At 37.4% G+C, this 23,104-nt stretch carries 24 protein-coding genes; 23 read left to right on the forward strand and 1 reads right to left on the reverse strand.

Annotated elements, in window-relative coordinates:
* Positions 1-40: 40 nt before the first annotated feature.
* The 7 genes from MHI10_RS00215 (at position 41) to rsmI (ending at position 4,786) form a co-directional block, all read left to right on the forward strand.
* Complete coding sequence (locus tag MHI10_RS00215; RefSeq protein WP_340781960.1) at positions 41-481, forward strand: YaaR family protein; 441 nt, start codon at positions 41-43, stop codon at positions 479-481.
* A gap of 165 nt (positions 482-646) precedes the next feature.
* Complete coding sequence (holB, locus tag MHI10_RS00220) at positions 647-1,651, forward strand: DNA polymerase III subunit delta' (protein WP_340781961.1); 1,005 nt, start codon at positions 647-649, stop codon at positions 1,649-1,651.
* A complete protein-coding gene (locus MHI10_RS00225; RefSeq protein ID WP_340781962.1) occupies positions 1,644-2,459 on the forward strand; it encodes a PSP1 domain-containing protein in 816 nt (271 codons plus the stop codon). The genes holB and MHI10_RS00225 overlap by 8 nt, the downstream gene beginning before the upstream one ends.
* Before the next feature lie 24 nt (positions 2,460-2,483).
* Positions 2,484-2,843 (forward strand): DNA replication initiation control protein YabA, encoded by a 360-nt coding sequence (yabA, locus tag MHI10_RS00230; RefSeq protein WP_340781963.1) that lies wholly within the window; start codon positions 2,484-2,486, stop codon positions 2,841-2,843.
* A 78-nt stretch (positions 2,844-2,921) separates the two neighbouring features.
* Positions 2,922-3,671 carry a tRNA1(Val) (adenine(37)-N6)-methyltransferase gene (locus MHI10_RS00235; RefSeq protein ID WP_340781964.1) on the forward strand — a complete coding sequence of 250 codons (750 nt, stop codon included), beginning with the start codon at positions 2,922-2,924 and terminating at the stop codon, positions 3,669-3,671.
* On the forward strand, positions 3,655-3,933 hold the full coding sequence (locus tag MHI10_RS00240) for a GIY-YIG nuclease family protein (RefSeq protein WP_340781965.1): 279 nt from the start codon (positions 3,655-3,657) through the stop codon (positions 3,931-3,933). The genes MHI10_RS00235 and MHI10_RS00240 overlap by 17 nt, the downstream gene beginning before the upstream one ends.
* Positions 3,914-4,786, forward strand: coding sequence for a 16S rRNA (cytidine(1402)-2'-O)-methyltransferase (gene rsmI / locus MHI10_RS00245; RefSeq protein WP_340781966.1), 873 nt, complete (start codon positions 3,914-3,916; stop codon positions 4,784-4,786). The genes MHI10_RS00240 and rsmI overlap by 20 nt, the downstream gene beginning before the upstream one ends.
* Positions 4,787-4,943: 157 nt before the next feature.
* On the opposite strand, the gene MHI10_RS00250 is transcribed toward rsmI, so the two are convergent.
* Positions 4,944-5,219, reverse strand: a complete 276-nt coding sequence (locus MHI10_RS00250; protein ID WP_340781967.1) for an AbrB/MazE/SpoVT family DNA-binding domain-containing protein — start codon at positions 5,217-5,219, stop codon at positions 4,944-4,946.
* A gap of 327 nt (positions 5,220-5,546) precedes the next feature.
* Here MHI10_RS00250 and metG point away from each other — a divergent pair, with 327 nt between their 5' ends.
* The 16 genes from metG to mfd all read left to right on the forward strand — a co-directional run bounded on the left by metG (position 5,547) and on the right by mfd (position 23,068).
* The gene (gene metG, locus MHI10_RS00255) at positions 5,547-7,520 is read left to right on the forward strand and encodes a methionine--tRNA ligase (RefSeq protein ID WP_445683166.1); all 1,974 of its coding nucleotides are present in this window, start codon (positions 5,547-5,549) and stop codon (positions 7,518-7,520) included.
* 251 nt (positions 7,521-7,771) lie between these two features.
* Positions 7,772-8,545 (forward strand): TatD family hydrolase, encoded by a 774-nt coding sequence (locus MHI10_RS00260; protein WP_340781970.1) that lies wholly within the window; start codon positions 7,772-7,774, stop codon positions 8,543-8,545.
* A 271-nt stretch (positions 8,546-8,816) separates the two neighbouring features.
* Positions 8,817-10,016 (forward strand): ubiquitin-like domain-containing protein, encoded by a 1,200-nt coding sequence (locus MHI10_RS00265; protein WP_340781971.1) that lies wholly within the window; start codon positions 8,817-8,819, stop codon positions 10,014-10,016.
* A gap of 201 nt (positions 10,017-10,217) precedes the next feature.
* Positions 10,218-10,781, forward strand: a complete 564-nt coding sequence (gene rnmV / locus MHI10_RS00270) for a ribonuclease M5 (RefSeq protein WP_340781972.1) — start codon at positions 10,218-10,220, stop codon at positions 10,779-10,781.
* Positions 10,774-11,661, forward strand: a complete 888-nt coding sequence (gene rsmA, locus MHI10_RS00275) for a 16S rRNA (adenine(1518)-N(6)/adenine(1519)-N(6))-dimethyltransferase RsmA (RefSeq protein WP_340781975.1) — start codon at positions 10,774-10,776, stop codon at positions 11,659-11,661. The genes rnmV and rsmA overlap by 8 nt, the downstream gene beginning before the upstream one ends.
* A gap of 139 nt (positions 11,662-11,800) precedes the next feature.
* Positions 11,801-12,058 (forward strand): biofilm formation stimulator Veg, encoded by a 258-nt coding sequence (gene veg / locus MHI10_RS00280; RefSeq protein ID WP_057989527.1) that lies wholly within the window; start codon positions 11,801-11,803, stop codon positions 12,056-12,058.
* Between the two features lie 249 nt (positions 12,059-12,307).
* Positions 12,308-12,499 carry a small, acid-soluble spore protein, alpha/beta type gene (locus MHI10_RS00285; RefSeq protein WP_340781976.1) on the forward strand — a complete coding sequence of 64 codons (192 nt, stop codon included), beginning with the start codon at positions 12,308-12,310 and terminating at the stop codon, positions 12,497-12,499.
* 192 nt (positions 12,500-12,691) lie between these two features.
* Positions 12,692-13,558 carry a 4-(cytidine 5'-diphospho)-2-C-methyl-D-erythritol kinase gene (ispE, locus tag MHI10_RS00290; protein ID WP_340781977.1) on the forward strand — a complete coding sequence of 289 codons (867 nt, stop codon included), beginning with the start codon at positions 12,692-12,694 and terminating at the stop codon, positions 13,556-13,558.
* A 183-nt stretch (positions 13,559-13,741) separates the two neighbouring features.
* Positions 13,742-14,569 (forward strand): pur operon repressor, encoded by an 828-nt coding sequence (gene purR, locus MHI10_RS00295; protein ID WP_340781979.1) that lies wholly within the window; start codon positions 13,742-13,744, stop codon positions 14,567-14,569.
* Positions 14,570-14,571: 2 nt separating this feature from the next.
* Complete coding sequence (locus tag MHI10_RS00300) at positions 14,572-14,946, forward strand: RidA family protein (protein WP_340781980.1); 375 nt, start codon at positions 14,572-14,574, stop codon at positions 14,944-14,946.
* Between the two features lie 334 nt (positions 14,947-15,280).
* Positions 15,281-15,580: a septation regulator SpoVG gene (gene spoVG, locus MHI10_RS00305; protein WP_340781981.1), complete on the forward strand. Its 300-nt coding sequence runs from the start codon at positions 15,281-15,283 to the stop codon at positions 15,578-15,580.
* Positions 15,581-15,899: 319 nt separating this feature from the next.
* Positions 15,900-17,270, forward strand: a complete 1,371-nt coding sequence (glmU, locus tag MHI10_RS00310) for a bifunctional UDP-N-acetylglucosamine diphosphorylase/glucosamine-1-phosphate N-acetyltransferase GlmU (protein ID WP_340781983.1) — start codon at positions 15,900-15,902, stop codon at positions 17,268-17,270.
* 26 nt (positions 17,271-17,296) lie between these two features.
* Positions 17,297-18,256 carry a ribose-phosphate diphosphokinase gene (locus MHI10_RS00315; RefSeq protein ID WP_340781984.1) on the forward strand — a complete coding sequence of 320 codons (960 nt, stop codon included), beginning with the start codon at positions 17,297-17,299 and terminating at the stop codon, positions 18,254-18,256.
* 254 nt (positions 18,257-18,510) lie between these two features.
* A complete protein-coding gene (gene pth / locus MHI10_RS00320; RefSeq protein WP_340781985.1) occupies positions 18,511-19,074 on the forward strand; it encodes an aminoacyl-tRNA hydrolase in 564 nt (187 codons plus the stop codon).
* A 57-nt stretch (positions 19,075-19,131) separates the two neighbouring features.
* Positions 19,132-19,359 carry an anti-sigma-F factor Fin family protein gene (locus MHI10_RS00325; protein WP_340781986.1) on the forward strand — a complete coding sequence of 76 codons (228 nt, stop codon included), beginning with the start codon at positions 19,132-19,134 and terminating at the stop codon, positions 19,357-19,359.
* Positions 19,360-19,558: 199 nt separating this feature from the next.
* Positions 19,559-23,068, forward strand: a complete 3,510-nt coding sequence (mfd, locus tag MHI10_RS00330) for a transcription-repair coupling factor (RefSeq protein WP_340781987.1) — start codon at positions 19,559-19,561, stop codon at positions 23,066-23,068.
* The last annotated feature ends 36 nt before the right edge of the window (positions 23,069-23,104 follow it).

Genomic DNA, 23,104 nt, shown 5'->3' on the forward strand with positions numbered 1-23,104 from the left:
ACACCGAGGCGTAATTGATTCTAGTGGAGGCGGCAAATAAATGAAAATAAATCAAGATATGCGGCTTGGTATGAATACAAATCGCAATGATTTACGTCCAACAAACCAAGGCAATAATCGTTTTGGTGATATGGTTTTGAAACAAGGATCTAAAATGCAATCAGAACAACTAACAAGACTTCTAGGTGATATTTCAGCAGCAGGTAACCGTGTCGCACGTTCACGTAATTTAAGAGAACTCGCACGTTTTAAAATGCTAGTGAAGCGCTTTTTACAAGAAGCGGTTGATTATGGTTTAGAGATGAAACAATCTCATACATGGAATCGTTTTGGTGAGGGGAGACGTTTAAAGATTGTTGAAACAGTCGATGAACGACTTGTTGAGTTAGCTGAAGATATATTAAATGAAGAAAAAGAGTCTATTGAGTTATTAGCGAAAATTGGCGAAATCAAAGGTCTCTTAATTAATCTTTATATGTAAAGTATCCCCGTGTCTTTGTCGCGCACTAGACACGGGATTTTTTCTAGTATAACTTTAAAGAGATTACACAATGCTATTGAAGTTGATACCATCCTTATCAACATCAATGAAGCGAGCATCTTTATTGTTAATAATAAATAGGCAATGAATGAAAAGGTGAAGACAATGAAACGAACAATAGAAGAGCTAACAACATTACAGCCCGTAGTAATGAAGCAGCTTCAAGCGATTGTAGAAAAGGATCGTTTGGCACATGCCTATATTTTTGATGGTGAAAAAGGAACAGGTAAACGTGATATCGTGTCGTTTTTTATAAAACTTCTCCTATGCGAAAATATGACAAAAAATGTTCCATGTGAAACATGTCGAAATTGCAGACGCGTAGATTCGGGGAATCATCCGAATATTCAACAAATAGAGCCAGAAGGACAATTTATTAAAATTGACCAAGTGCGGGATTTAATTGCCGAAATGAAAATGACAGGTGTAGAGGAAGGCAAAAAGATTTATGTCATTCATCACGCTGATCGATTAAATGTGTCATCGGCCAATATGTTGTTAAAGTTTTTAGAAGAGCCAGAGGGACATGTTGTTGCATTATTATTAACGGAGCAAATTCAAGGGATATTGCCAACAATTCGTTCACGTTGTCAGCACGTTAAATTTGCAAAGGCACCTAGGCCAACGCTTGTCCAAGCTTTAATAGAACAAGGAATAACCAATTCAATGGCAGCAACTGTTAGTATGTTAACGAATGAGTTCGATACAGCTTATGCGTTAGCAAATGACGAGCAATTTGTACTTGCGCGAAAAACAGTGTTAAAATCAATAGAAACGGTTCATCAAAATGTTCATGAAGCGTTATTATTAGTTCATGACGAGTGGCTACCATTATTTAAAGAAAAAGAAGAGATGGAGCAGGCACTCGATTTGTTATTATTTGCGTATCGTGATATGGTAGCGATTAAAGCAAATCAACAGGCAACTTGTACATATCCTGATATGTATCAACGTTTCAATGACATGGCATTGCATATGACATATGAACGATTATCGCTTCAAATGCAATCTGTGTTACATGCGCGTGCAGCGTTAAATCGCAATATGAATCGCACGCTATTGATGGAGCAGCTAATGCTGAATCTTCAGGAGGGGTATACATTTGTATAATGTAGTCGGAGTTCGCTTTAAAAAGGCGGGTAAAATATATTATTTTGATCCAGCAGCATATATTCTAGAAGTTGGAGAATATGTCATAGTAGAAACTGCTCGCGGTATTGAGTATGGTAAGGTAGTTGTACCGATGCGTCAAGTAGGCGAAAATGACGTTGTTTTACCATTAAAACAAGTTGTACGCCCAGCAGACGATCGTGATCGTATACAAGTTGAGGAAAATTCAATCGAATCGAAAAGAGCTTTTGAATTAGCCAATATAAAAATTACAGAACACGAGCTAGAAATGAAGCTTGTCGATGTAGAATATACATTTGATCGCAATAAAATTATTTTTTATTTCACAGCAGAAGGACGTGTTGATTTCCGAGAGCTTGTTAAAGACTTGGCATCGATTTTCCGTACGCGCATCGAGCTTCGTCAAATTGGTGTACGTGATGAAGCGAAGTTACTTGGTGGTATTGGTCCATGTGGAAGAATGCTTTGCTGTTCGACATTTTTGGGGGATTTTGACCCTGTGTCGATTAAAATGGCGAAGGATCAAAATTTATCGCTAAATCCAACAAAAATTTCAGGTTTATGTGGCCGTTTAATGTGCTGCTTGAAATATGAAAATGAGGATTATGAGATGGCAAAAGAAGGCATGCCAGACATCGGAGAAAAAACAATGACACCTGATGGCGAAGGAAAAGTAATTGGAATAAATATTTTAGAGCGTTTAGTTCAAGTATATTTAGCGAAGCAAGAGCGTATGGTTGAGTATACATTGGATGAATTGTTACAATGTGAAAAGAATCTTATATAGATAGAGATTAATGGGGTGGTTTGAGTGAAGGACCGTAATTTTTTAGATACTGTTATGGAGTTCGAACAACAGCTTGAATCAATGCAGCAACAATTTAATGCGCTTAAGCAATTTGTTGCCCATATGATGGAGGAGCATCAGACGCTTCAAACAGAAAACCTTCACCTTCGAACACGTTTAGAGGAACTGTTGGCAAATGAAGCTGGTACCGTTCAAAAAACAGAAGAGCTCAAAAAAGAAGCAATTGATATTGGGGAAGGTTATGATAATTTAGCACGTCTTTATCATGAAGGTTTCCATGTATGTCATGTGCATTTCGGTAGCTCGCGTAAAGGTGAAGATTGTTTGTTCTGTCTATCATTTTTAAATAAACAAAATGGTTAAACGTAAAGGCTGAATCTGCAATTGTAGATATCAGTCTTTTGTTTATCCTTCATATAGGAATTAAACGGAGGAATAGTTGTGGAACAATGGTTAAAGGATGACGAACGATTAGATTATTTATTAGCTGAGGAATTACGGATTATTCAAAGTCCATCCGTCTTTTCATTTTCATTAGATGCCGTATTATTATCACGTTTTGTCCAAGTCCCAAAAAGTAAAGGGAAAATTGTTGATTTATGTTCGGGAAATGGTGTTATTCCATTATTTTTAAGTGCTCGAACAAAGGCTGAAATAACAGGCGTTGAATTACAGCCGAGACTGTATGATATGGCGATGCGCAGCATTCAATATAATGAATTACAGCATCAAATTAACATGCAATTAGGTGATGTGAAAGAAGCACCAGCGACGTTAGGTGTTGAACAATATGATGTGGTCACATGCAACCCACCGTATTTTTTAGCACATGAGCTCAGTGAAAAAAATGTCAGTGAACATTATGCAATTGCACGACATGAACTTTATTTAACGTTGGATGAAGCTGTTGAATCAGCAAGTCGTTTACTAAAACAAGGTGGAAAAGCGGCATTCGTTCATCGGCCAGGTCGATTACTTGATATTGTAGAGGCAATGCGCGCAAATCGCCTAGAGCCAAAGCGTATTCAATTTGTTTATCCAAAGCGGGGAAAAGAGGCCAACACATTATTAATTGAAGCGATTAAAGACGGCAAGCCAGATTTGAAAGTTTTACCGCCACTTTATGTGTATGAGGATAATAATAAATACACAGCAGAAGTGAGGGCACTGCTTTATGGAGAAGGAAAATAAGCATTACTTTTATGTTTTAGAATGTCGAGATACAAGCTATTATGCAGGTTATACGAATAATTTGGAAAAACGCATTACTGTGCATAATACAGGAAAAGGGGCAAAATATACAAGGGCTCGCGGTCCTGTAAAGTGCATTTATTATGAGCTATTTGAGACAAAACAAGAAGCAATGCGTGCAGAATATGCATTTAAGCAATTGCCACGCTTAAAAAAAATAGAGTATATGAGGAGATCTACAGATGAAATCACAGAAGAGTAGTCAGCACGAGCAAGGTAGTTGCTTATATTTAGTCGCAACACCGATTGGCAACTTAGAGGATATGACAGTACGTGCGCTGCGTATTTTAAAAGAAGTAGATGTCATTGCGGCAGAGGATACGCGTAATACGAAGAAACTTTGCAATTACTTCGATATTCAAACACCATTAATTAGTTATCACGAACATAATATAGAAGTAGGCGGTGAGAAATTACTAGCGTATTTACGAGAAGGGAAATCAATCGCGCTCGTAAGTGATGCGGGTTTACCATGTATTTCGGATCCGGGGGCAGATATTGTCGTAAAAGCGATTGAGGAAGACTTTGCGGTCGTGCCAATTCCAGGTGCTAATGCGGCATTAACGGCCTTAATCGCATCTGGACTAACACCACAACCATTTTATTTCTTTGGATTTTTAAAACGGAATAAAAAGGATCGTCGTGCACAATTGGAAATTTTAGCGAAACGCCAAGAAACATTAGTATTTTATGAAGCACCGCATCGATTGAAAGAGACGTTGAAGGATTTGGAGCTTGTACTAGGGGACCGAAAAATTACATTAGCCCGTGAATTAACGAAGAAGTTTGAGGAATTTTTACGCGGGACAGTAACAGAAGCGATTGATTGGTCGCAACAAAATGAAATTCGAGGGGAGTTTTGTATTGTATTAGAGGGAAATCCATCAAATGAAATGATTGAAGAAGAAGACGTATATTGGACAGACTTCACTCTGGAACAGCATGTGGAGTATTTAATAGAGGAAAGTCAAATATCTTCTAAAGAAGCGATTAAGGAAGTTGCGAAATTACGTAATTTACCGAAGCGAGAAGTGTATCAGGCATATCATCAATAATAAAAACTGTGAAGAGGAAATTGCTCTTCACAGTTTTTTTATGTAAAAGATAGTAGAGCAAAGCGTATACTAATAAGAAGCAGTTTCATTGTCCATAATAAAGGCAAAAAGGGAATATCCCAATAGTTGAGATATCCCTTTCGTTAAGTGACGCTTATTATTTAATATTTGATTGGATCTCTTTTACTAACATTTCTGCGCCTTCAGCACTTAAAATAAGCTTGCCGCCAACTAAGCGCATATTGTCGTCTGAAACTTCACCCGTTACAGCACAAGTCATGTTAGGCATATATTTTTTTAGAATAATTTTATCGTCATCAACGTAAATTTCTAATGCATCTTTTTCTGCAATGCCTAATGTGCGACGTAATTCGATTGGAATTACTACACGTCCTAATTCATCGACTTTACGAACGATACCTGTTGATTTCATATCAATATTTCCTCCTATTAATAATAGTTATTATTTTTCGTCAAAATTCGACATTGATTCCTTGTCTAGTTAAAATCATAACAATTAATACCATAACCGTCAATAAATTAGCATTCCCGAATTAAAATTTATAGAAAAATTTCTGTTATATTTTTGTTTTTAATTAATTTTATTAAGGATTATTAATAAAAACAATTTAAAATAGTTGAAAGGTTCTAACAATTTACCAGATTATTGTTATTATTTCTCGGTAATAATGAATTGTAATAAACTTTGATTGAAACAAATTTCGTACTTCGTTAGAATAAAGAGGATACAGTAAAGCAAATGGAGGCAATTGCCGTGAGTGAAAAACAAACATTTTATATAACAACCCCGATTTATTATCCGAGTGGGAAATTCCATATCGGTACAGCGTATACAACGGTTGCGTCTGATGCGATTGCACGCTACAAGCGATTAAAAGGATTTGATGTACGATTTTTAACAGGCATGGATGAACATGGTCAAAAAATCCAAGAAAAAGCACAAGAAGCAAATATGCATCCACAAGATTATGTTAATGAAATTGCAGATGTAGCTAAAAAACTTTGGTCTACGATGGATATTACGTATGATGACTTTCTTCAAACGACACAAGAGCGCCATAAAAATTCGGTGGAAAAGATTTTCAAGAAATTCCTAGACAATGGTGATATTTATAAAGGTGAATATGAAGGTTTATATTGTGTACCATGTGAATCTTATTATACTGAATCCCAATTAGTAGACGGGAAATGTCCAGACTGTAATCGCGGTGTTCAAAAGGTTAAAGAAGAGTCTTACTTCTTTAATATGAAGAAATATGCAGATCGATTACTAGAATATTACGAGAACAATGTAGAATTTATTGAACCGGAATCTCGCAAAAATGAGATGATTAATAACTTCATTAAACCAGGTCTCGAAGATTTGTCGGTTTCTCGTACATCATTTGATTGGGGAATTAAAGTACCTGGAGATCCAAAGCACGTTATTTATGTATGGGTAGATGCATTAACAAACTATATTACGTCACTTGGTTACGGCTCTGACAATGAAGAGCTCTTTAATAAGTATTGGCCGGCAGACGTACATGTAGTGGGGAAAGATATTGTGCGCTTCCACACGATTTATTGGCCGATTTTCTTAATGGCATTAGATTTACCATTACCGAAAAAGGTCTTTGCACATGGATTTATTATGATGAAAGACGGTAAAATGTCAAAATCTAAAGGGAATGTTGTGTATCCAGAAATGTTAATTGAACGTTATGGCTTAGATGCAACACGCTATTTCTTATTACGCGAGCTACCTTTTGGACAAGATGGCGTATTTGCACCAGAATCATTTGTGGAGCGTACAAATTTCGATTTAGCGAATGATTTAGGGAATCTTTTAAACCGTACTGTCTCAATGATGAATAAGTATTTTGATGGTGTAATCCCAACAGAAAACTTACAAGCAACGGAATTTGATGCGACATTAAAAGCACATGCAGAAAATGTTCGTATTAAATATGAAGAAAGTATGGAAAAGATGCAATTTAGCATTGTATTAAGTGAGCTTTGGTCGCTTATTTCACGTACGAATAAATACATCGATGAAACGTCTCCATGGGTGTTAGCGAAGGATGAAGCAGACAAGCCAAAATTAGCTGCAGTAATGTACAACTTAGCAGAAAGCCTACGTCATATTGCGGTATTATTACAACCATTTATGACAACTGCGCCAAAGCAAATTATGGAGCAATTAGGATTTGACGAAAAACTGTTAGAATGGGACACAATTGTAACATTTGGCAATACTATTCCGCAAAACATTAAAGTGGTAGAAAAAGGAACTCCTATTTTCCCACGTTTAGAAGTGGATGTGGAAGTATCTTATATTCGCGAACAAATGAAAGCATCTGTAAAAACATCTCAAGAAGAAGTGGCGGCAGTAGAAGCACCACAAACGGAGGAAATTACAATCGATGATTTCATGAAAGTTGATTTACGTGTTGCAACAGTAACAGCATGTGAACCGGTAGCAAAAGCGAAGAAATTATTGAAGCTCCAAGTTGACTTAGGATATGAGCAACGTCAAGTCGTATCAGGCATTGCTGAGCATTATAAACCTGAGGAATTGATCGGTAAAAAGGTAATTGTAGTGGCTAATTTAAAACCGGTGACGCTGCGCGGTGAATTATCTCAAGGGATGATTTTAGCTGGCTCTCACGATGGGGTACTAACACTCGCTACAGTAGATCCAAAACTTACAAATGGTGCACAAGTAAAATAAATGAAAGAAGTCTGTTGAACGAAAGCTGTTCGGCAGACTTTTCACTATTTAGTAAGGAATTGGCTGAATTAAGATATATTAATATAACATTAAATTGTTATAAAAAGGTTGATATATAGGTTTTTATGCCCTTATTTCGAATGTTATATAAATATAATGACAAAATGAATAATTATTGTAATAGGAATTTAATAATTAAGGTAAATTTAAACTTATTTGTACACATACAATACATGATGGGAGAATTGGCAATGAGCACATATATTGACACACATGTCCACCTAAATGCAGATCAATACGATGAAGATTTACAAGAGGTGATTGATCGTGCACTAGCAGCAAATGTAGAAAAAATGGTTGTCATCGGTTTTGATCGTAAGACAATCGAACGTGCGATGAAGTTAATTGAAGACTACGATTTTTTATACGCAGTTATTGGGTGGCACCCAGTAGATGCAATCGACTGTACAGAGGAGGAATTGCACTGGATTGAAGCGCTCGCAAAGCATCCGAAAGTCGTAGGTATTGGCGAGACAGGACTGGATTATTATTGGGACAAATCACCAAAAGAAATTCAAGAATATTGGTTCCGAAAACAGATTCACTTAGCGCAAAAATTAGAGTTACCCATTATCATTCATAATCGAGAAGCAACAGCAGATGTGGTGCGCATTTTACAAGAAGAAAATGCAGCATCCGTTGGTGGAATTATGCATAGCTTCAGTGGAAGTGTAGAAACAGCAAATGAATGTATCAAAATGAACTTTATGATCGGTCTTGGAGGCCCAGTAACATTTAAAAATGCCCGTCAACCAAAAGAAGTAGCAACTGAAATTCCATTACAGTACTTATTAATCGAAACAGATGCACCGTATTTAACACCGCATCCATACCGTGGAAAACGCAATGAACCTTCATATGTTCCATTGGTGGCTGAGGAAATCGCCCGATTAAAAGAGTTATCAGTAGAGGAAGTCGCTAAAAAAACGACGGAAAATGCAAAACGCTTTTTTAAAATTGACTAATATACTTAAGTGAATTGTTGAAGGACAAAAAAGTACGTATTTCAACATCAGAAATCTATCGATTGAACTAAGGTTTCGTGTTGAAATGAGTCATTTCGACAAAAATTATATCTCAATTTAAAAATAAATGTTTAGTATTAAAAATTGCCTCCAATACTAGTTGTAGCACTAGTTTCAGTAAAGTGAACGATTTCATTAGAAAATCGTATCTATTGACAGCATGAAAACTAGCCCGTATAATCCAACTTTGTATTAAGGAGGCGTTATTTTCATGTCAAATCATTCCATGAAAAGCCAGTTCTTAGGATCATTGAGGAGTAAGCAAACAGGAGTAAGGATTCTTTCAATTGCCCTGTTTGTATTCGTAATAGCATTCGTTCTGTATCAAGGAACGAAAACCCCAGTTGCATTAACTGTAGATGGTGAAACCACCGAAATCTACACACATGCAGTTACAGTTGCCGAGCTTTTAGAAGCAGAAAATATAGATATATTAGAGCACGATAAAGTAATACCCTCACTGAGTACCAAAATTGACAGTGGAATGTCAATAGAATGGGAACAGGCAAAAGAATTAGTCATTTCAGTTGACGGAAATCAGTCAATCGTTTGGACAACTGAAAAAGTAGTGAAGAACATTTTGGAAGAAGCAAATATCGAAGTAAAAGAGCAAGATTTCATATCGCAAAGCTTAGATACAGAAGTAGGAGCAGATAACAAAATCGATATTCAAAAGGCGTTTCAGTTAACGCTTGTCGATGGGTTAGAAAAGAGACAAGTATGGTCCACTTCGACTACGGTCGCTAACTTTTTAAAACAACAAGGAATCCAGTTAAATGAATTCGATCGTGTAGATAAAGGTTTGGAGAATGTTATCACTCCAAATGAAAAAATCGCAGTTGTTCGCGTAGAAAAGGTTACCGATGTAGTGGAGGAATCAATAGATTTCGCAGTTGAAAAGAAAAATGATTCTTCATTGTTGAAGGGTAAAGAGAAAGTAGTAACAGAAGGTAAAAATGGTAAGGTTGAACGTACGTATAATATCGTCAAAGAAAACGGGAAAACCATATCAAAACAAGTAGCATCTGAAAAGGTTATAGACGCAGCGAAGACAAAAGTAGTCGCAGTAGGCACAAAAGTGGTCACAGCGAGTGTGTCTCGTTCGGGTGAGCCAATAGATGGTAAAGAATTTTATGTAGAGGCTACTGCTTATACACCTTATTGTGCAGGATGTTCAGGGGTTTCAGCGGCAGGTATTAACTTGCGCGAAAATCCGAATTTAAAAATTGTTGCGGTTGATCCACGTATTGTGCCATTAGGTTCAAAAGTTTGGGTTGAAGGTTATGGTTATGCTGTAGCTGGAGATACTGGTGGTGCAATTAAAGGAAATAAAATCGATATTTTAGTACAATCCAAGTCTCAAGCAAATAGCTGGGGACGAAAAAAAGTTCGTATGAAAGTATTAAACTAATCCATTTTCGTGTGTTGTTTCGCGAAGAAGGGGTTATTCCAAAATGTATGATTGCTTTCTCGCTCATTGACTGATGGCGAGAAAGCTTTTTTTAATTTACCAAGTGTTCCCGGTGATTCACGAGAGGAATCATAAGCGAAGTAAGCAGCCGCTAATTATGGTAAAATAGCGAAAGACTAAGTTAGAAATGAGGAACGTTTCTTGGATATACAAGAGATTATCGTTGTAGAGGGAAAAGACGACACAACAGCCATTAAACGAGCGACGGGTGCCGATACAATTGAAACAAATGGATCAGCAATTTCTGAAGAGGCGCTTCGCCGAATTGCCCATGCCCAAAAAAAGAGAGGGGTCATTGTCTTTACAGATCCTGATTACCCAGGCCGCAGAATTCGTGCCATTATTGAAGAGCGTGTCCCAGGTGTAAAGCATGCATTTTTAGCAAAGGAAAAAACAATTGCAAAAAACGGCAAAGGTTTAGGCATTGAACATGCGAGCGACGTAGATATTCGTGAAGCACTTGCGAATGTGTATACATTAGCGGATTCGCAAATAATAGAACAAATTACATTAGAAGATTTAATGATGGCTAGGTTAATTGGTCATCCACAATCAAAAGCAAGACGTGATCAATTAGGTGAGATTTTAAATATAGGCATGACCAATGGCAAGCAGCTTCATAAACGATTAATGATGTTCCAAATTACACCGGAACAATTTGCACAAGCTATTCAACAATTAGACCAGGAGGAACAGCATGTATAAAGACATTGCAACGCCGATTCGAACAAAAGAGATTTTAGAAAAGTACGGATTTTCATTTAAAAAAAGTTTAGGGCAAAACTTCTTAATTGACCCTAATATTTTACGTAATATCGTGAGTCATGCAAACTTAACAGAAAACAGTGGTGCAATCGAAGTAGGACCAGGTATTGGTGCCTTAACAGAACATTTAGCACGTGAAGCAAAAAAGGTAGTATCGTTTGAAATTGATCAGCGCTTATTACCGGTATTAGAAGATACATTAAGTCCATATGATAATGTAAAAATTGTGCATTCAGATATTTTAAAAGCGGATGTAGTGAATGTAATCGAACAAGAATTTCCAGGAATTGAAGACATTATGGTTGTTGCCAACTTACCTTATTATGTAACGACGCCAATTTTAATGAAGTTATTGAACGACCGTTTACCGATTCGCGGCTTCGTAGTCATGATGCAAAAGGAAGTAGCGGACCGAATTTCTGCAAAACCTGGTACAAAAGCATACGGCTCATTATCGATTGCCATCCAATATTATATGACCGCAGAAGTGGCTATGATTGTACCAAAAACGGTATTTATGCCACAACCGAATGTGGATTCAGCTGTAATTCGACTAATTAAGCATGATACACCGCCAGTTCAAGTAATTGATGAGGACTTCTTATTTGAAGTATCACGTGCCTCATTTGCACAGCGACGTAAAACAATTTTAAACAATTTACAAAATGGTTTAACGAACGGTAAGCAAAATAAGCAAAAAATTATAGAAGCATTAGAGCAAGCTGGTATTGACCCATCCCGACGTGGGGAAACATTAACAATTCAAGAGTTCGGTCAATTGGCGGATTTCTTACATCCAACCTTTTGTATAAGACAATAAAATGAATTTTATTTAAAAAAGTTTAAAAATCGCAAATAAAAGAGTTGACGATTTGGGTTTCTTGGTGATAAAATATTATATTTTATTGACAAATATTTCACTTCATGTTATTGTATTAATTAGTGAGGTGTATGCGAAAATGCCAAAAACTTTAGCAGACATTAAAAAGTTGTTAGATGGTAATTTGGGTAAACGTTTGCAATTACGAGCAAATGGTGGTCGCAAGAAAACGATTGAATGCGAAGGAGTTTTAAGCGAAACTTATCACGCAATATTCGTCGTTGAACTTAATCAAGAAAACAGTGCGTTTAAGCGCGTATCTTACAGTTACACAGATATACTTACAGAAGCAGTAGAGATTACTTTTTTAGATGATGCAGTTGCAGCCGTCAAATAGTTTTTCTAGTACTTATTTTTAATATTTTAAAAAGACACTCATTTATGAGTGTCTTTTTAGTGGGAAAAAAAGATGATAGTTAAAGAAAACCTTTCAGAAGACATGTTTTAGTCTTAGTGATTAACATCGTTTGGCGTGACGTATGGATTTTTACTTGCTGTACATACTAACATGGTCAACGAAACTTTTGATCAAGAAAGCCGATGTTTCCTAGAAGCAACGGTACTTTCAACAAGGGAGGTTTTCTGCATGGCAAGACAAAGAATCATGTCGGATCGTCTTAAAGAAGAGATCGCCAAGGAACTCGGATTTTATGATGTGGTCGAACGTGAAGGTTGGGGCGGTATTCGTTCCCGTGATGCAGGTAACATGGTGAAGTACGCGGTTGAAATGGCTCAAAAACAATTGGCCGGTCAATCGATGCAAAAAACACAAAAGTAAGTTGACACATTGGGCGGTAAAATCCTTTAGAAGGATTTTACCGCTCTTTTTCCTTTAAAGGTAAATTTAAAGTCGTTAAAATTGTTAATGTTTAAAGTTCAATATTCCCCTCTTTCCTGTGGTAAAATAGGTACAATAATAAATTGATAACGTATAAATAACATGCGTGCCTTACACGAGGAGGAATATTCGATGCTTTATGTAAAAGCACCCGCAAAAATAAATTTAACTTTAGATGTATTATATAAACGCCCGGATAATTATCATGAAGTAGAGATGATTATGACAACAGTGGATTTAGCCGATCGTATTGGATTAGAAACACGTAAGGATGGGAAAATTAAAATTGTATCAGCTGATCGTTTTGTTCCAGATGATAATCGCAACTTTGCCTATCAAGCAGCCGAATTGTTGAAAAATACATACGGTCTGCGTGAAGGGGTAACAATTACGATTGAAAAGCAAATTCCAATTGCAGCTGGGTTAGCTGGTGGAAGTAGTGATGCTGCAGCTACATTGCGTGGATTAAATGAGCTTTGGAATTTAAATTTATCATTAGATGAGCTTGCAGAACACGGCGCTAAAATAGGTTCAGATGTATCGTTTTGTGTATACGGAGGTACGGCTTTAGCTACAGGGCGTGGTGAGAAAATTAAAGAATTATCGGTTCCGCCAACTTGCTGGGTTATTTTAGCGAAACCAAAGATTGGTGTTTCAACAGCAGAAATTTACGGTGGATTGAAAGTAGATCAGATAGAACATCCTAATACTGCACAAATGATAGAGGCAATCGAAAATAATGATTACCCATTGCTTTGTGAATCATTAGGGAACGTTTTAGAATCTGTAACATTTGAATTATATCCAGAAGTAGTGACAATAAAAGAGCAAATGCAACGATTTGGTGCAGATGCAGTACTTATGAGTGGGAGCGGTCCGACAGTATTTGGACTTGTCGATCATGAAGCACGTGTTAGCCGAATATATAATGGATTGCGCGGTTTTTGCGAGGAAGTATACGTAGTAAGAATGTTAGGGGATCGAAATCCACTTGCTTAAACGCGTATAATTATGTTAATTTGACTAGTAATGTTCGCATTAACAATTACGCCTCAGCGTAATTGTTTCAAGATTTGAACACAAATTAATAGAAATGCATATTTGGCAATCATTCTCCACTTATAAAGGTAAGGGATTTTTGCTAAAATAAGTTAAAAAAGTTAATGTTTAGGAGAGGGTCGCATGAAATGGAAGCGTAGTGAACGCCTTGTAGATATGACATATTATTTGCTTGAGCATCCACATCAGTTGATCCCGCTAACTTATTTTTCGGATCTCTACAATTCTGCTAAATCTTCCATAAGTGAAGATTTAACAATTGTAAAAGAAACATTTGAAGAAAAAGGAATCGGGCTGCTAATCACCGTACCGGGAGCAGCGGGTGGCGTAAAATATATACCAAAAATGGCGGAACAAGAAGTTCATGAAATCGCCGGTGAATTAATTATTGAATTAGGTCAATCAGATCGCCTACTTCCGGGTGGCTATTTGTTTATGACAGATTTATTAGGAAATCCAAGTTTAATGAATCGGATTGGTAAAGTTTTTGCAAGCGTATTTGCTGAGCAAAAAATCGATGTTATTATGACGGTAGCAACAAAGGGAATTTCGATTGCACATGCTATCGCGAAACATTTAAATGTTCCAGTAGTCGTTGTACGTCGTGATAGTAAAGTAACGGAAGGTTCAACGGTCAGCATTAATTATGTATCAGGGTCTTCCCGTCGTATTCAAACGATGGTTTTATCTAAACGCAGCATGAAGAGTGGACAACGTGTTCTGATTACCGATGACTTTATGAAAGTGGGCGGTACGATGAACGGGATGAAAAATTTACTAGAAGAATTTGATTGTGAGCTAGCAGGCATTGCTGTTTTAGTAGAGGCAGAGCATGCGGATGAAACGTTAGTGGACGATTATTATTCATTAGTAAAACTACATGAAGTAAACGAGAAAGACCGAACGATTGAATTAAGTGAAGGAAACTATTTTTCAAAGGGGAGAAAGTAAATATGAAAGCAGTTTCAACAACAAACGCACCAGCAGCTATTGGACCATATGCACAAGGGATGATCGTCAATAACTTATTTTATTCATCAGGACAAATTCCATTAACGGCATCTGGTGAATTAGTAGAAGGGGACATCGAAGTTCAAACAAATCAAGTATTTGAAAACTTGAAGGCGGTACTTGCAGCAGCAGGTTCATCATTAGACCAAGTTGTGAAAACGACAGTCTTTATGAAAGATATGAATGACTTTGCGGTAATGAATGAAGTGTATGCGTCACATTTTGGAGCACATAAGCCAGCACGCTCGGCAGTAGAAGTGGCACGTTTACCAAAAGACGTTAAAGTAGAAATCGAAGTCATTGCGTTAGTCAAATAATCAAAGACAGCCTATCGAAGCTATGCCCTTTTAAAAGTGGTGTAGCTTTTTTTTATGGGGAATTAGGACCACCTTATCAAAAGGTGTAGTTATATTTTTTAGGCAATAGGATAGTAGCGGAAATAGAGTATAAAGGTGGCGGAGAATAGAAGATTACAATAAACGTATAAACTTTTTGAAATTAGTAATAGAAAAAAATTACAAATTACGGTATCCTATTGATGAACGATTCTAATTTTTTGGAAATTTCTCAAAATTAGAAGGTGTTTCTTTATTTTTATAGAATACTACTATTTATCGAAAAAGAGCATCCAAGAAGGGGAGGAATTAGAAAATGGAAGTAACTGATGTAAGATTACGCCGTGTTCAAACAGAGGGGCGCATGCGAGCAATCGCTTCAATTACACTAGATGAGGAGTTTGTCGTTCATGATATTCGTGTAATTGATGGAAATACAGGTTTATTTGTGGCGATGCCAAGTAAGAGAACACCTGATGGGGAATTCCGTGACATTGCACATCCAATTAACTCCAATACACGCAATAAAATTCAAGAGGTCGTTCTTGATGCATATCATGCAACTTCTGATGAAGAAACAGAAGCCGTATTAGAATTGGAAGAAGTAACGATTTAAGTAAACAACAAGGACCATCCAATCAATTTTGGGTAGGTCTTTTTTTATTGGGTTAATTTTACTACATATAGACAGGGCGTTTTTTTACTGAATGAAGATAAATTTAGTTTAAAATAGTGAAAATCAGTGAAAGGATAGAGTAGACGAACAATCGTCGTTTGCATGTCCTATAATCCTTAGCTCAAAAGGGAAATAAATAAGGCGAAACAAAGAAAAATTATTTTAAATTCAAAGCTTTGTCAAGTCTGAAAACCTTGAAAATGAAGTGAATTTACTATATAGTCATAAGAGAAAATGAGCTAAATTGGAGGACTTGTAAATGACAAATGTTTACGCAGTTATTTTGGCTGCTGGTCAGGGTACACGAATGAAGTCCAAATTATATAAAGTATTACATCCGGTATGCGGAAAGCCTATGGTAGAACATGTGATTGACCATATCGAAATGCTTGATGTACAAAAAATTGTAACGGTTGTCGGACACGGTGCAGAGCTTGTAAAAGAAACACTCGGTGAAAAAAGCGAGTATGTTTTACAGGCAGAGCAACTTGGCACGGCCCATGCAGTTTTACAAGCAAAGCCCATTTTAAGTGAATTAGAAGGTACGACTCTAGTTGTTTGTGGAGATACGCCACTAATTCGACCAGAAACGATGCAAGCTTTATTTGCACATCACGAGAAGCAACAAGCAAAAGCGACAATTTTGACAGCAGTAGCAGAAAATCCGACTGGATATGGTCGTATTTTACGTAATACTCAAGGTCAAGTATCGCAAATTGTTGAGCAGAAAGATGCAACATCTGAGCAACAACTTGTGAAAGAGATTAATACAGGTACGTATTGCTTTGACAATCAGGCATTATTCGCTGCATTAGCGCAAGTGAATAATGACAATGCGCAAGGTGAATATTATTTACCGGATGTCATTGAAATTTTACAGAAGCAAGGTGAGATTGTTTCAGCTTATGTGACGGATAATTTTGATGAAACTTTAGGGGTAAATGATCGTTTTGCGTTGTCACAAGCAGAGGAATTTATGCGAGCACGTATTAATGAACGTCATATGCGCAATGGTGTAACGATTATTAATCCTGCTACGACACATATTAGTGCGGATGCAATTATCGGTAGTGATTCTGTTATCTTACCTGGTGTAATCATTGAAGGAAAGACTGTGATTGGTGAGGATTGTCATATTGGTCCGAACAGCCATATTGCAGAAAGTACAATTGGAAATGGTACAAAGATTCATAGCTCGGTTGTATTCAATAGCCGTGTTGGTGATGAAACATCTGTCGGGCCATTTGCACATCTTCGTCCAGAATCTTCGCTAGGAAACCATGTGAAAATTGGAAACTTTGTTGAAGTGAAGAAAAGTACTTTAGGGGATGACACAAAAGTATCCCACTTAAGCTATATTGGCGATGCCGAAATTGGCAAAAATGTAAATGTCGGTTGTGGTTCGATTACTGTGAACTATGACGGAAAGAATAAGTTTAAAACGATTATTGAAGATGATGTATTTGTAGGATGTAATTCCAACTTAGTGGCACCAGTGAAACTTGGAAAAGGTTCGTTTATAGCTGCGGGTTCTACAATTACAAAAGAAGTTCCAGAAGATGCATTAGCAGTAGCGCGTGCACGTCAGGAAAATAAGCTAAACTATGTTAGTAAATTAAATTCAAAATAAAATTATTCAAAATACAGGAGGCCATCATGCCGTATCAATACGCTGACTCAAAATTAAAAATCTTCTCATTAAATTCAAACAATCCTTTAGCTAAAGAGATTGCTGAGGAAATGGGTGTAGAACTAGGAAAATCATCTGTAAAACACTTCAGTGATGGAGAAGTCCAAATTAGCATTGAAGAAAGTATTCGTGGATGTGACGTATTCATCGTTCAATCTACTTCTGCTCCTGTAAATGAGCATTTAATGGAACTTTTAATTATGGTGGATGCTGTTAAACGTGCATCTGCTCGTACGGTGAACGTTGTAATGCCTTACTATGGCTATGCACGTCAAGACCGTAAAGCGAAAGCACGTGAACCAATTACTGCTAAGTTAGTAGCAAACTTATTAGAAACGGCTGGTGCAACTCGTGTAATCGTATTAGATTTACACGCACCTCAAATTCAAGGTTTCTTTGATATTTTAATTGACCATTTAGTAGCAGTTCCATTATTAGCAGACTACTTCGGCTCAAAAGGCTTCAATTCAGAGGATCTAGTAATCGTATCTCCTGACCATGGTGGAGTAACACGTGCTCGTAAAATGGCGGAACGTTTAAAAGCGCCAATCGCAATTATCGACAAACGACGTCCAAAACCAAACGTAGCTGAAGTGATGAACATCGTAGGTAATGTAGATGGGAAAGTATGTATTTTAATCGATGATATTATTGATACTGCAGGTACAATCACAATTGGTGCAGAAGCATTAATTCAAAGTGGTGCAAAAGAAGTGTACGCTTGCTGTTCACACCCGGTACTTTCAGGTCCTGCAATTGAGCGCATCGAGAACTCTTCTATTAAAGAATTAATCGTAACAAATACAATTCAATTAAGTGAAGATAAATTATCACCAAAAATTAAACAAATTTCTGTAGCAAAATTAATGGCAGATGCAATTTCACGCGTTTATGAAAACAAATCTGTAAGTACATTATTTGACTAATAGAACGTGCTTTAGCATGTAACAACCAGCTTAGGGATCGTGTATCCTTAAGCTGGTTATTTTGATTTGATTTTGCTAATCTGCAGGAAACTCGTTATTTCAAACGAGTTTCTACGTAAGGATATTTGAAGTTTCCCTTTTATATGCCATCGAGCGAAATAAATAAATTCAAGTGGGGCAACATAATCAGCGGTGCATGAGTTAAAATGTATGATAAAATAGGCTACGATTAGAGAAAAAGGATGCGATTACGAATGAAACTAATTATTGGCTTAGGAAATCCAGGGAAACCGTATGAAAATACGCGTCATAATATCGGATTTGACGTAATAGATGCGTTAGCCAAAGAATGGAATGCCCCATTAAATCAATCAAAATTTAATGGCATGTATGCAACCGTGCATCGTCCTGAAGGAAAAGTCATTTTATTGAAGCCGCTAACATATATGAATTTATCGGGCGAATGTGTTCGTCCGTTAATGGACTATTTTGATATTGACGTAGAAGATATTGTTGTCATTTATGATGATTTAGATTTAGAAACGGGTAAATTACGTTTGCGCGGAAAAGGGAGCGCAGGTGGGCATAATGGAATTAAGTCATTAATTCAACATTTAGGCACTCAGGAATTTAACCGAATTCGCGTCGGTGTGGATCGTCCACCAGCAGGTATGAAAGTGGCAGATTACGTACTATCAAAATTTTCTAAAGAAGATCAACCAGTTGTACAAGATGCGATTAGCAAGTGTTGCGATGCGGTAGAAGTATCCTTAACTAAACCATTTTTAGAAGTGATGAATCAATTTAACGGTGCATAATTAAGGAAATGGAAGGCTATACTTTAAATAGATTACGTATTTAAAGGAGGCTTTAAAATGGCTGTACGTTACCGTTGCAGACATTGTGAAGTGGAGATTGGCACGCTACCATTTGATACAGATGAAACAATTCGTAAGCTTCATCTGTTTGAAATTGGAGAAATCGATGATTACATTGAAAAGAATGAGCGTGGAGAAACAACTGTACACAGCATTTGTGAGCATTGTGAAGAATCTTTACGACAATTTCCGGATTATTATGCGTTAAAAAGATGGTTACAGTAAAGGAGTTGCTTTGGTCGCATATTTTGCGCCAAGGCTTTTTCCGTTTCGAATATAGTTAACTTGTTTCAGCATTTATCCCTACTTCTATAAGAGGAGATAAATGCTAAATTTGTAGTTCTATTCAGTAGAGGTTCAAACCCCTGGCTGAATCAATTACGTCGAGGTGTAATTGATACTTAGATAGGAAGGGAGATTTTGTGTGGATACTTTTCATCAATTATTTTTACAAGATAAACAGATTCATAATTTACTCCAGCAAATAAAAGATGGTTCAGCAAATGAGCAATTAATTACTGGATTAACAGGTAGTGCAAGACCGGCACTTATTCAATCGATTTTTAAAGAAACAAAGAAATCCATTTATATCATTTCACCGAATTTATTGCAGGCACAAAAGCTCGTAGATGATCTAGGCTCTTTAATCGGTGAAGAATGGGTACATTATTATCCTGCCGAGGAATTTATCGCGGCAAATATGACGACATCATCGCCAGAACTACGAGCACAGCGTATTGCGACGATTGGTCGATTAGTGAAAGCTGAACTGGGGATTTATGTTATTCCAGTAGCAGGGATGCGTAAATTACTAAATATGCCAATGGATTGGGTTAATAATGATCTAAAAACGGCAGTTGGGGAAGAATTGGATATTGACCAGTGGCTTCATCAGCTTGTTGAAATGGGCTATATACGTAGTCAAATGGTGACAACACCTGGGGAATTTGCGATGCGTGGGGGGATATTAGACATTTATCCGCCCTATTTAGAATCGCCAATTCGCATCGAGCTATTTGATACAGAGGTTGATTCAATTCGTACCTTTTCGGCAGATGATCAGCGTTCCATTGAAAAGCGTACCCATATTGAAATCTTACCAGCAACCGAAATTTTACTCGCAAAAAATGAACGACTGACGATTGCAGAGCGTCTAGAATCAGCACTTGCAGATAGTTTGAAAAAGGTAAGAAAGAAGGAAATTCAAGAACTTCTTTTACAAAATATCGGACAGGATATTGAAGTATTGCGCCAAGGGAATTTACCAGATCATATTGCTAAGTATGGCTCGATGTTATTTGACCGCCCTGCGTTTTTAGGAGATTATTTTGCGAAAGATGGCCTTGTTTTATTTGATGAACTCGGTCGTATTCAAGAAGTGATGGATGCATGGGAGCGAGAGGAAAATGAATGGTTTTTATCCTTAATTGAAGAGGGGAAAATGCTTCACGAGGTAAAGCCTTCTTATTCATTTAAAGAAGTATTGGCGATGTTAGAGCAGCAGGCGCTTTATTTCGCTTTGTTTACACGTACTTTTTCGGGTATTAAATTTAAAAAGACAACGAATTTTTCATGTAAGCCGATGCAACAATTTCACGGTCAAATTGCGTTATTACAAAATGAAATTATGCGTTGGCAGCAGGAAAGCTATACGGTTCTTATAACGGTTACAAGTGATGAACGCCTAAAGGTCATGCAGAAAATGCTGGATGACTATCAAATACCCACAACAATCGGATTCCATAATGAACCGGGAATTTATATCATTCATGAAACATTAGTAGCTGGTTTTGAGCTGCCGTTACAAAAAATTGCGGTCATTACAGAGGATGAATTATTCAAGCAACAGCAAAAGAGAAAGGCACGTCCACAAAAAATGACGAATGCCGAGCGTATTAAATCCTACACTGAAATTAAGCCAGGTGACTATGTTGTGCATGTCCATCATGGAATCGGGAAATATATTGGGATTGAAACACTTGTTGTGGATGGCATACACCAAGATTATTTGCATGTGCGCTACCGTGCAGATGATAAACTATTCGTGCCAGTTGACCAAATTGATTTAATTCAGCGTTATGTTGGTGCTGAGGATAAAGAGACGAAGCTTCATAAGCTAGGTGGCCCGGAATGGAAGAAGACAAAGGCTAAAGTTTCATCAGCGGTACAAGATATTGCGGATGATTTAATTAAGCTCTATGCCCAACGTGAGGCAGAGGTAGGCTTTGCTTTCTCTCCCGATACAGATGAGCAACGTAATTTTGAGGAAGCTTTCCCGTATGAGGAGACAGAAGATCAGCTACGTACAATTATTGAAGTAAAACACGACATGGAGCGGGAACGACCAATGGACCGCCTTGTTTGTGGAGACGTTGGTTATGGGAAAACGGAAGTAGCCATTCGTGCAGCATTTAAAGCGATACTTGATGGCAAGCAAGTGGCTTTCTTAGTACCGACAACCATTTTAGCGCAACAGCATTACGAAACGATTCATAAGCGTTTTGAGGAATTTGCGATGAATGTTGGCTTATTAAGTCGCTTCCGTACGAAAAAGCAGCAAACAGAAACATTAAAAGGTTTGCGTGAAGGCACGGTTGATATTGTAATTGGTACACATCGTGTTTTGTCTAAAGATGTTGTGTATCAAAATTTAGGTTTACTCATAGTGGATGAAGAGCAACGTTTTGGTGTAACGCATAAAGAAAAGATTAAACAACTCAAAACGAATATTGATGTACTGACATTGACAGCGACGCCAATACCACGCACGCTTCACATGTCGATGGTCGGCGTACGTGATTTATCAGTTATTGAAACACCACCACAAAACCGATTCCCCGTACAAACATATGTGATGGAGCATAGTGGAGCCCTTGTCCGTGAAGCAATTGAGCGTGAAATGGCGCGTGGTGGACAAACGTTTTATTTATACAATCGAGTAGAAGATATGGCAAAACGAGTAGAGGAAATTCAAATGCTCGTACCGGATGCACGTGTTGCATTTGCACATGGTCGCATGACAGAGGCACAGTTAGAGGCTGTTATTTTATCCTTTATTGACGGAGAGTATGATGTACTTGTGACGACAACGATCATCGAGACGGGTGTCGATATTCCAAATGTAAATACATTAATTGTACATGATGCCGATCGTATGGGATTATCACAGCTCTATCAATTGCGTGGTCGTGTTGGTCGTTCCAGTCGCATTGCCTATGCCTACTTTATGTATGAGCGTGAAAAAGTATTGTCAGATGTTGCAGAGCAGCGTTTGCAAGCAGTGAAGGAATTTACCGAGCTTGGTTCAGGCTTTAAAATTGCAATGCGTGACTTATCAATTCGCGGCGCAGGGAATTTACTCGGTGCACAACAGCATGGCTTTATCGATTCAGTCGGCTTTGATTTATATTCACAAATGCTTGAAGAAGCAGTGGAAGAACGTCGTAGTGGCGTGAAGCGTGAAGAAACAGTGGAGATTGAAATCATTCTCCAAGTAGATGCTTATATTCCAGATGCCTATATTCCGGACGGCTATCAAAAAATTCAAATGTATAAGAGAATTAAAGCGATGGAGCGTGTGGAAGATTATTTAGAAATTATGGATGAAATGCAAGATCGTTTTGGTGATATACCAGCTGAAACGGAGCGTTTAATGCGTATCGCACGAATGAAAGTTTGGGCTATGCAAGCCGATGTTTTATCGATTAAGGAAAAACAGCAAGTTGCATCGATTATATTGTCGGAGCAAGGGACGCTACTCGCTGATGGGGCGAAAATCATCGAGCAATCGATGGAATTTGGTCAAGCGGTCGGATTCGGAATGGAAGGCACACAATTGATCATAACCGTGAATTATAAAAAATGTGGGAAGTATTTACCGTTTGAGGTAATTGAAAAGATGATGGAAATCATCGCAAACGCAAAAAAGGCATAAAAATGAGCTGATGGCATCGAAGGATGTTCATCAGCT

The organism is Solibacillus sp. FSL K6-1523 (genome assembly GCF_038005225.1).
Classification (GTDB): domain Bacteria; phylum Bacillota; class Bacilli; order Bacillales_A; family Planococcaceae; genus Solibacillus.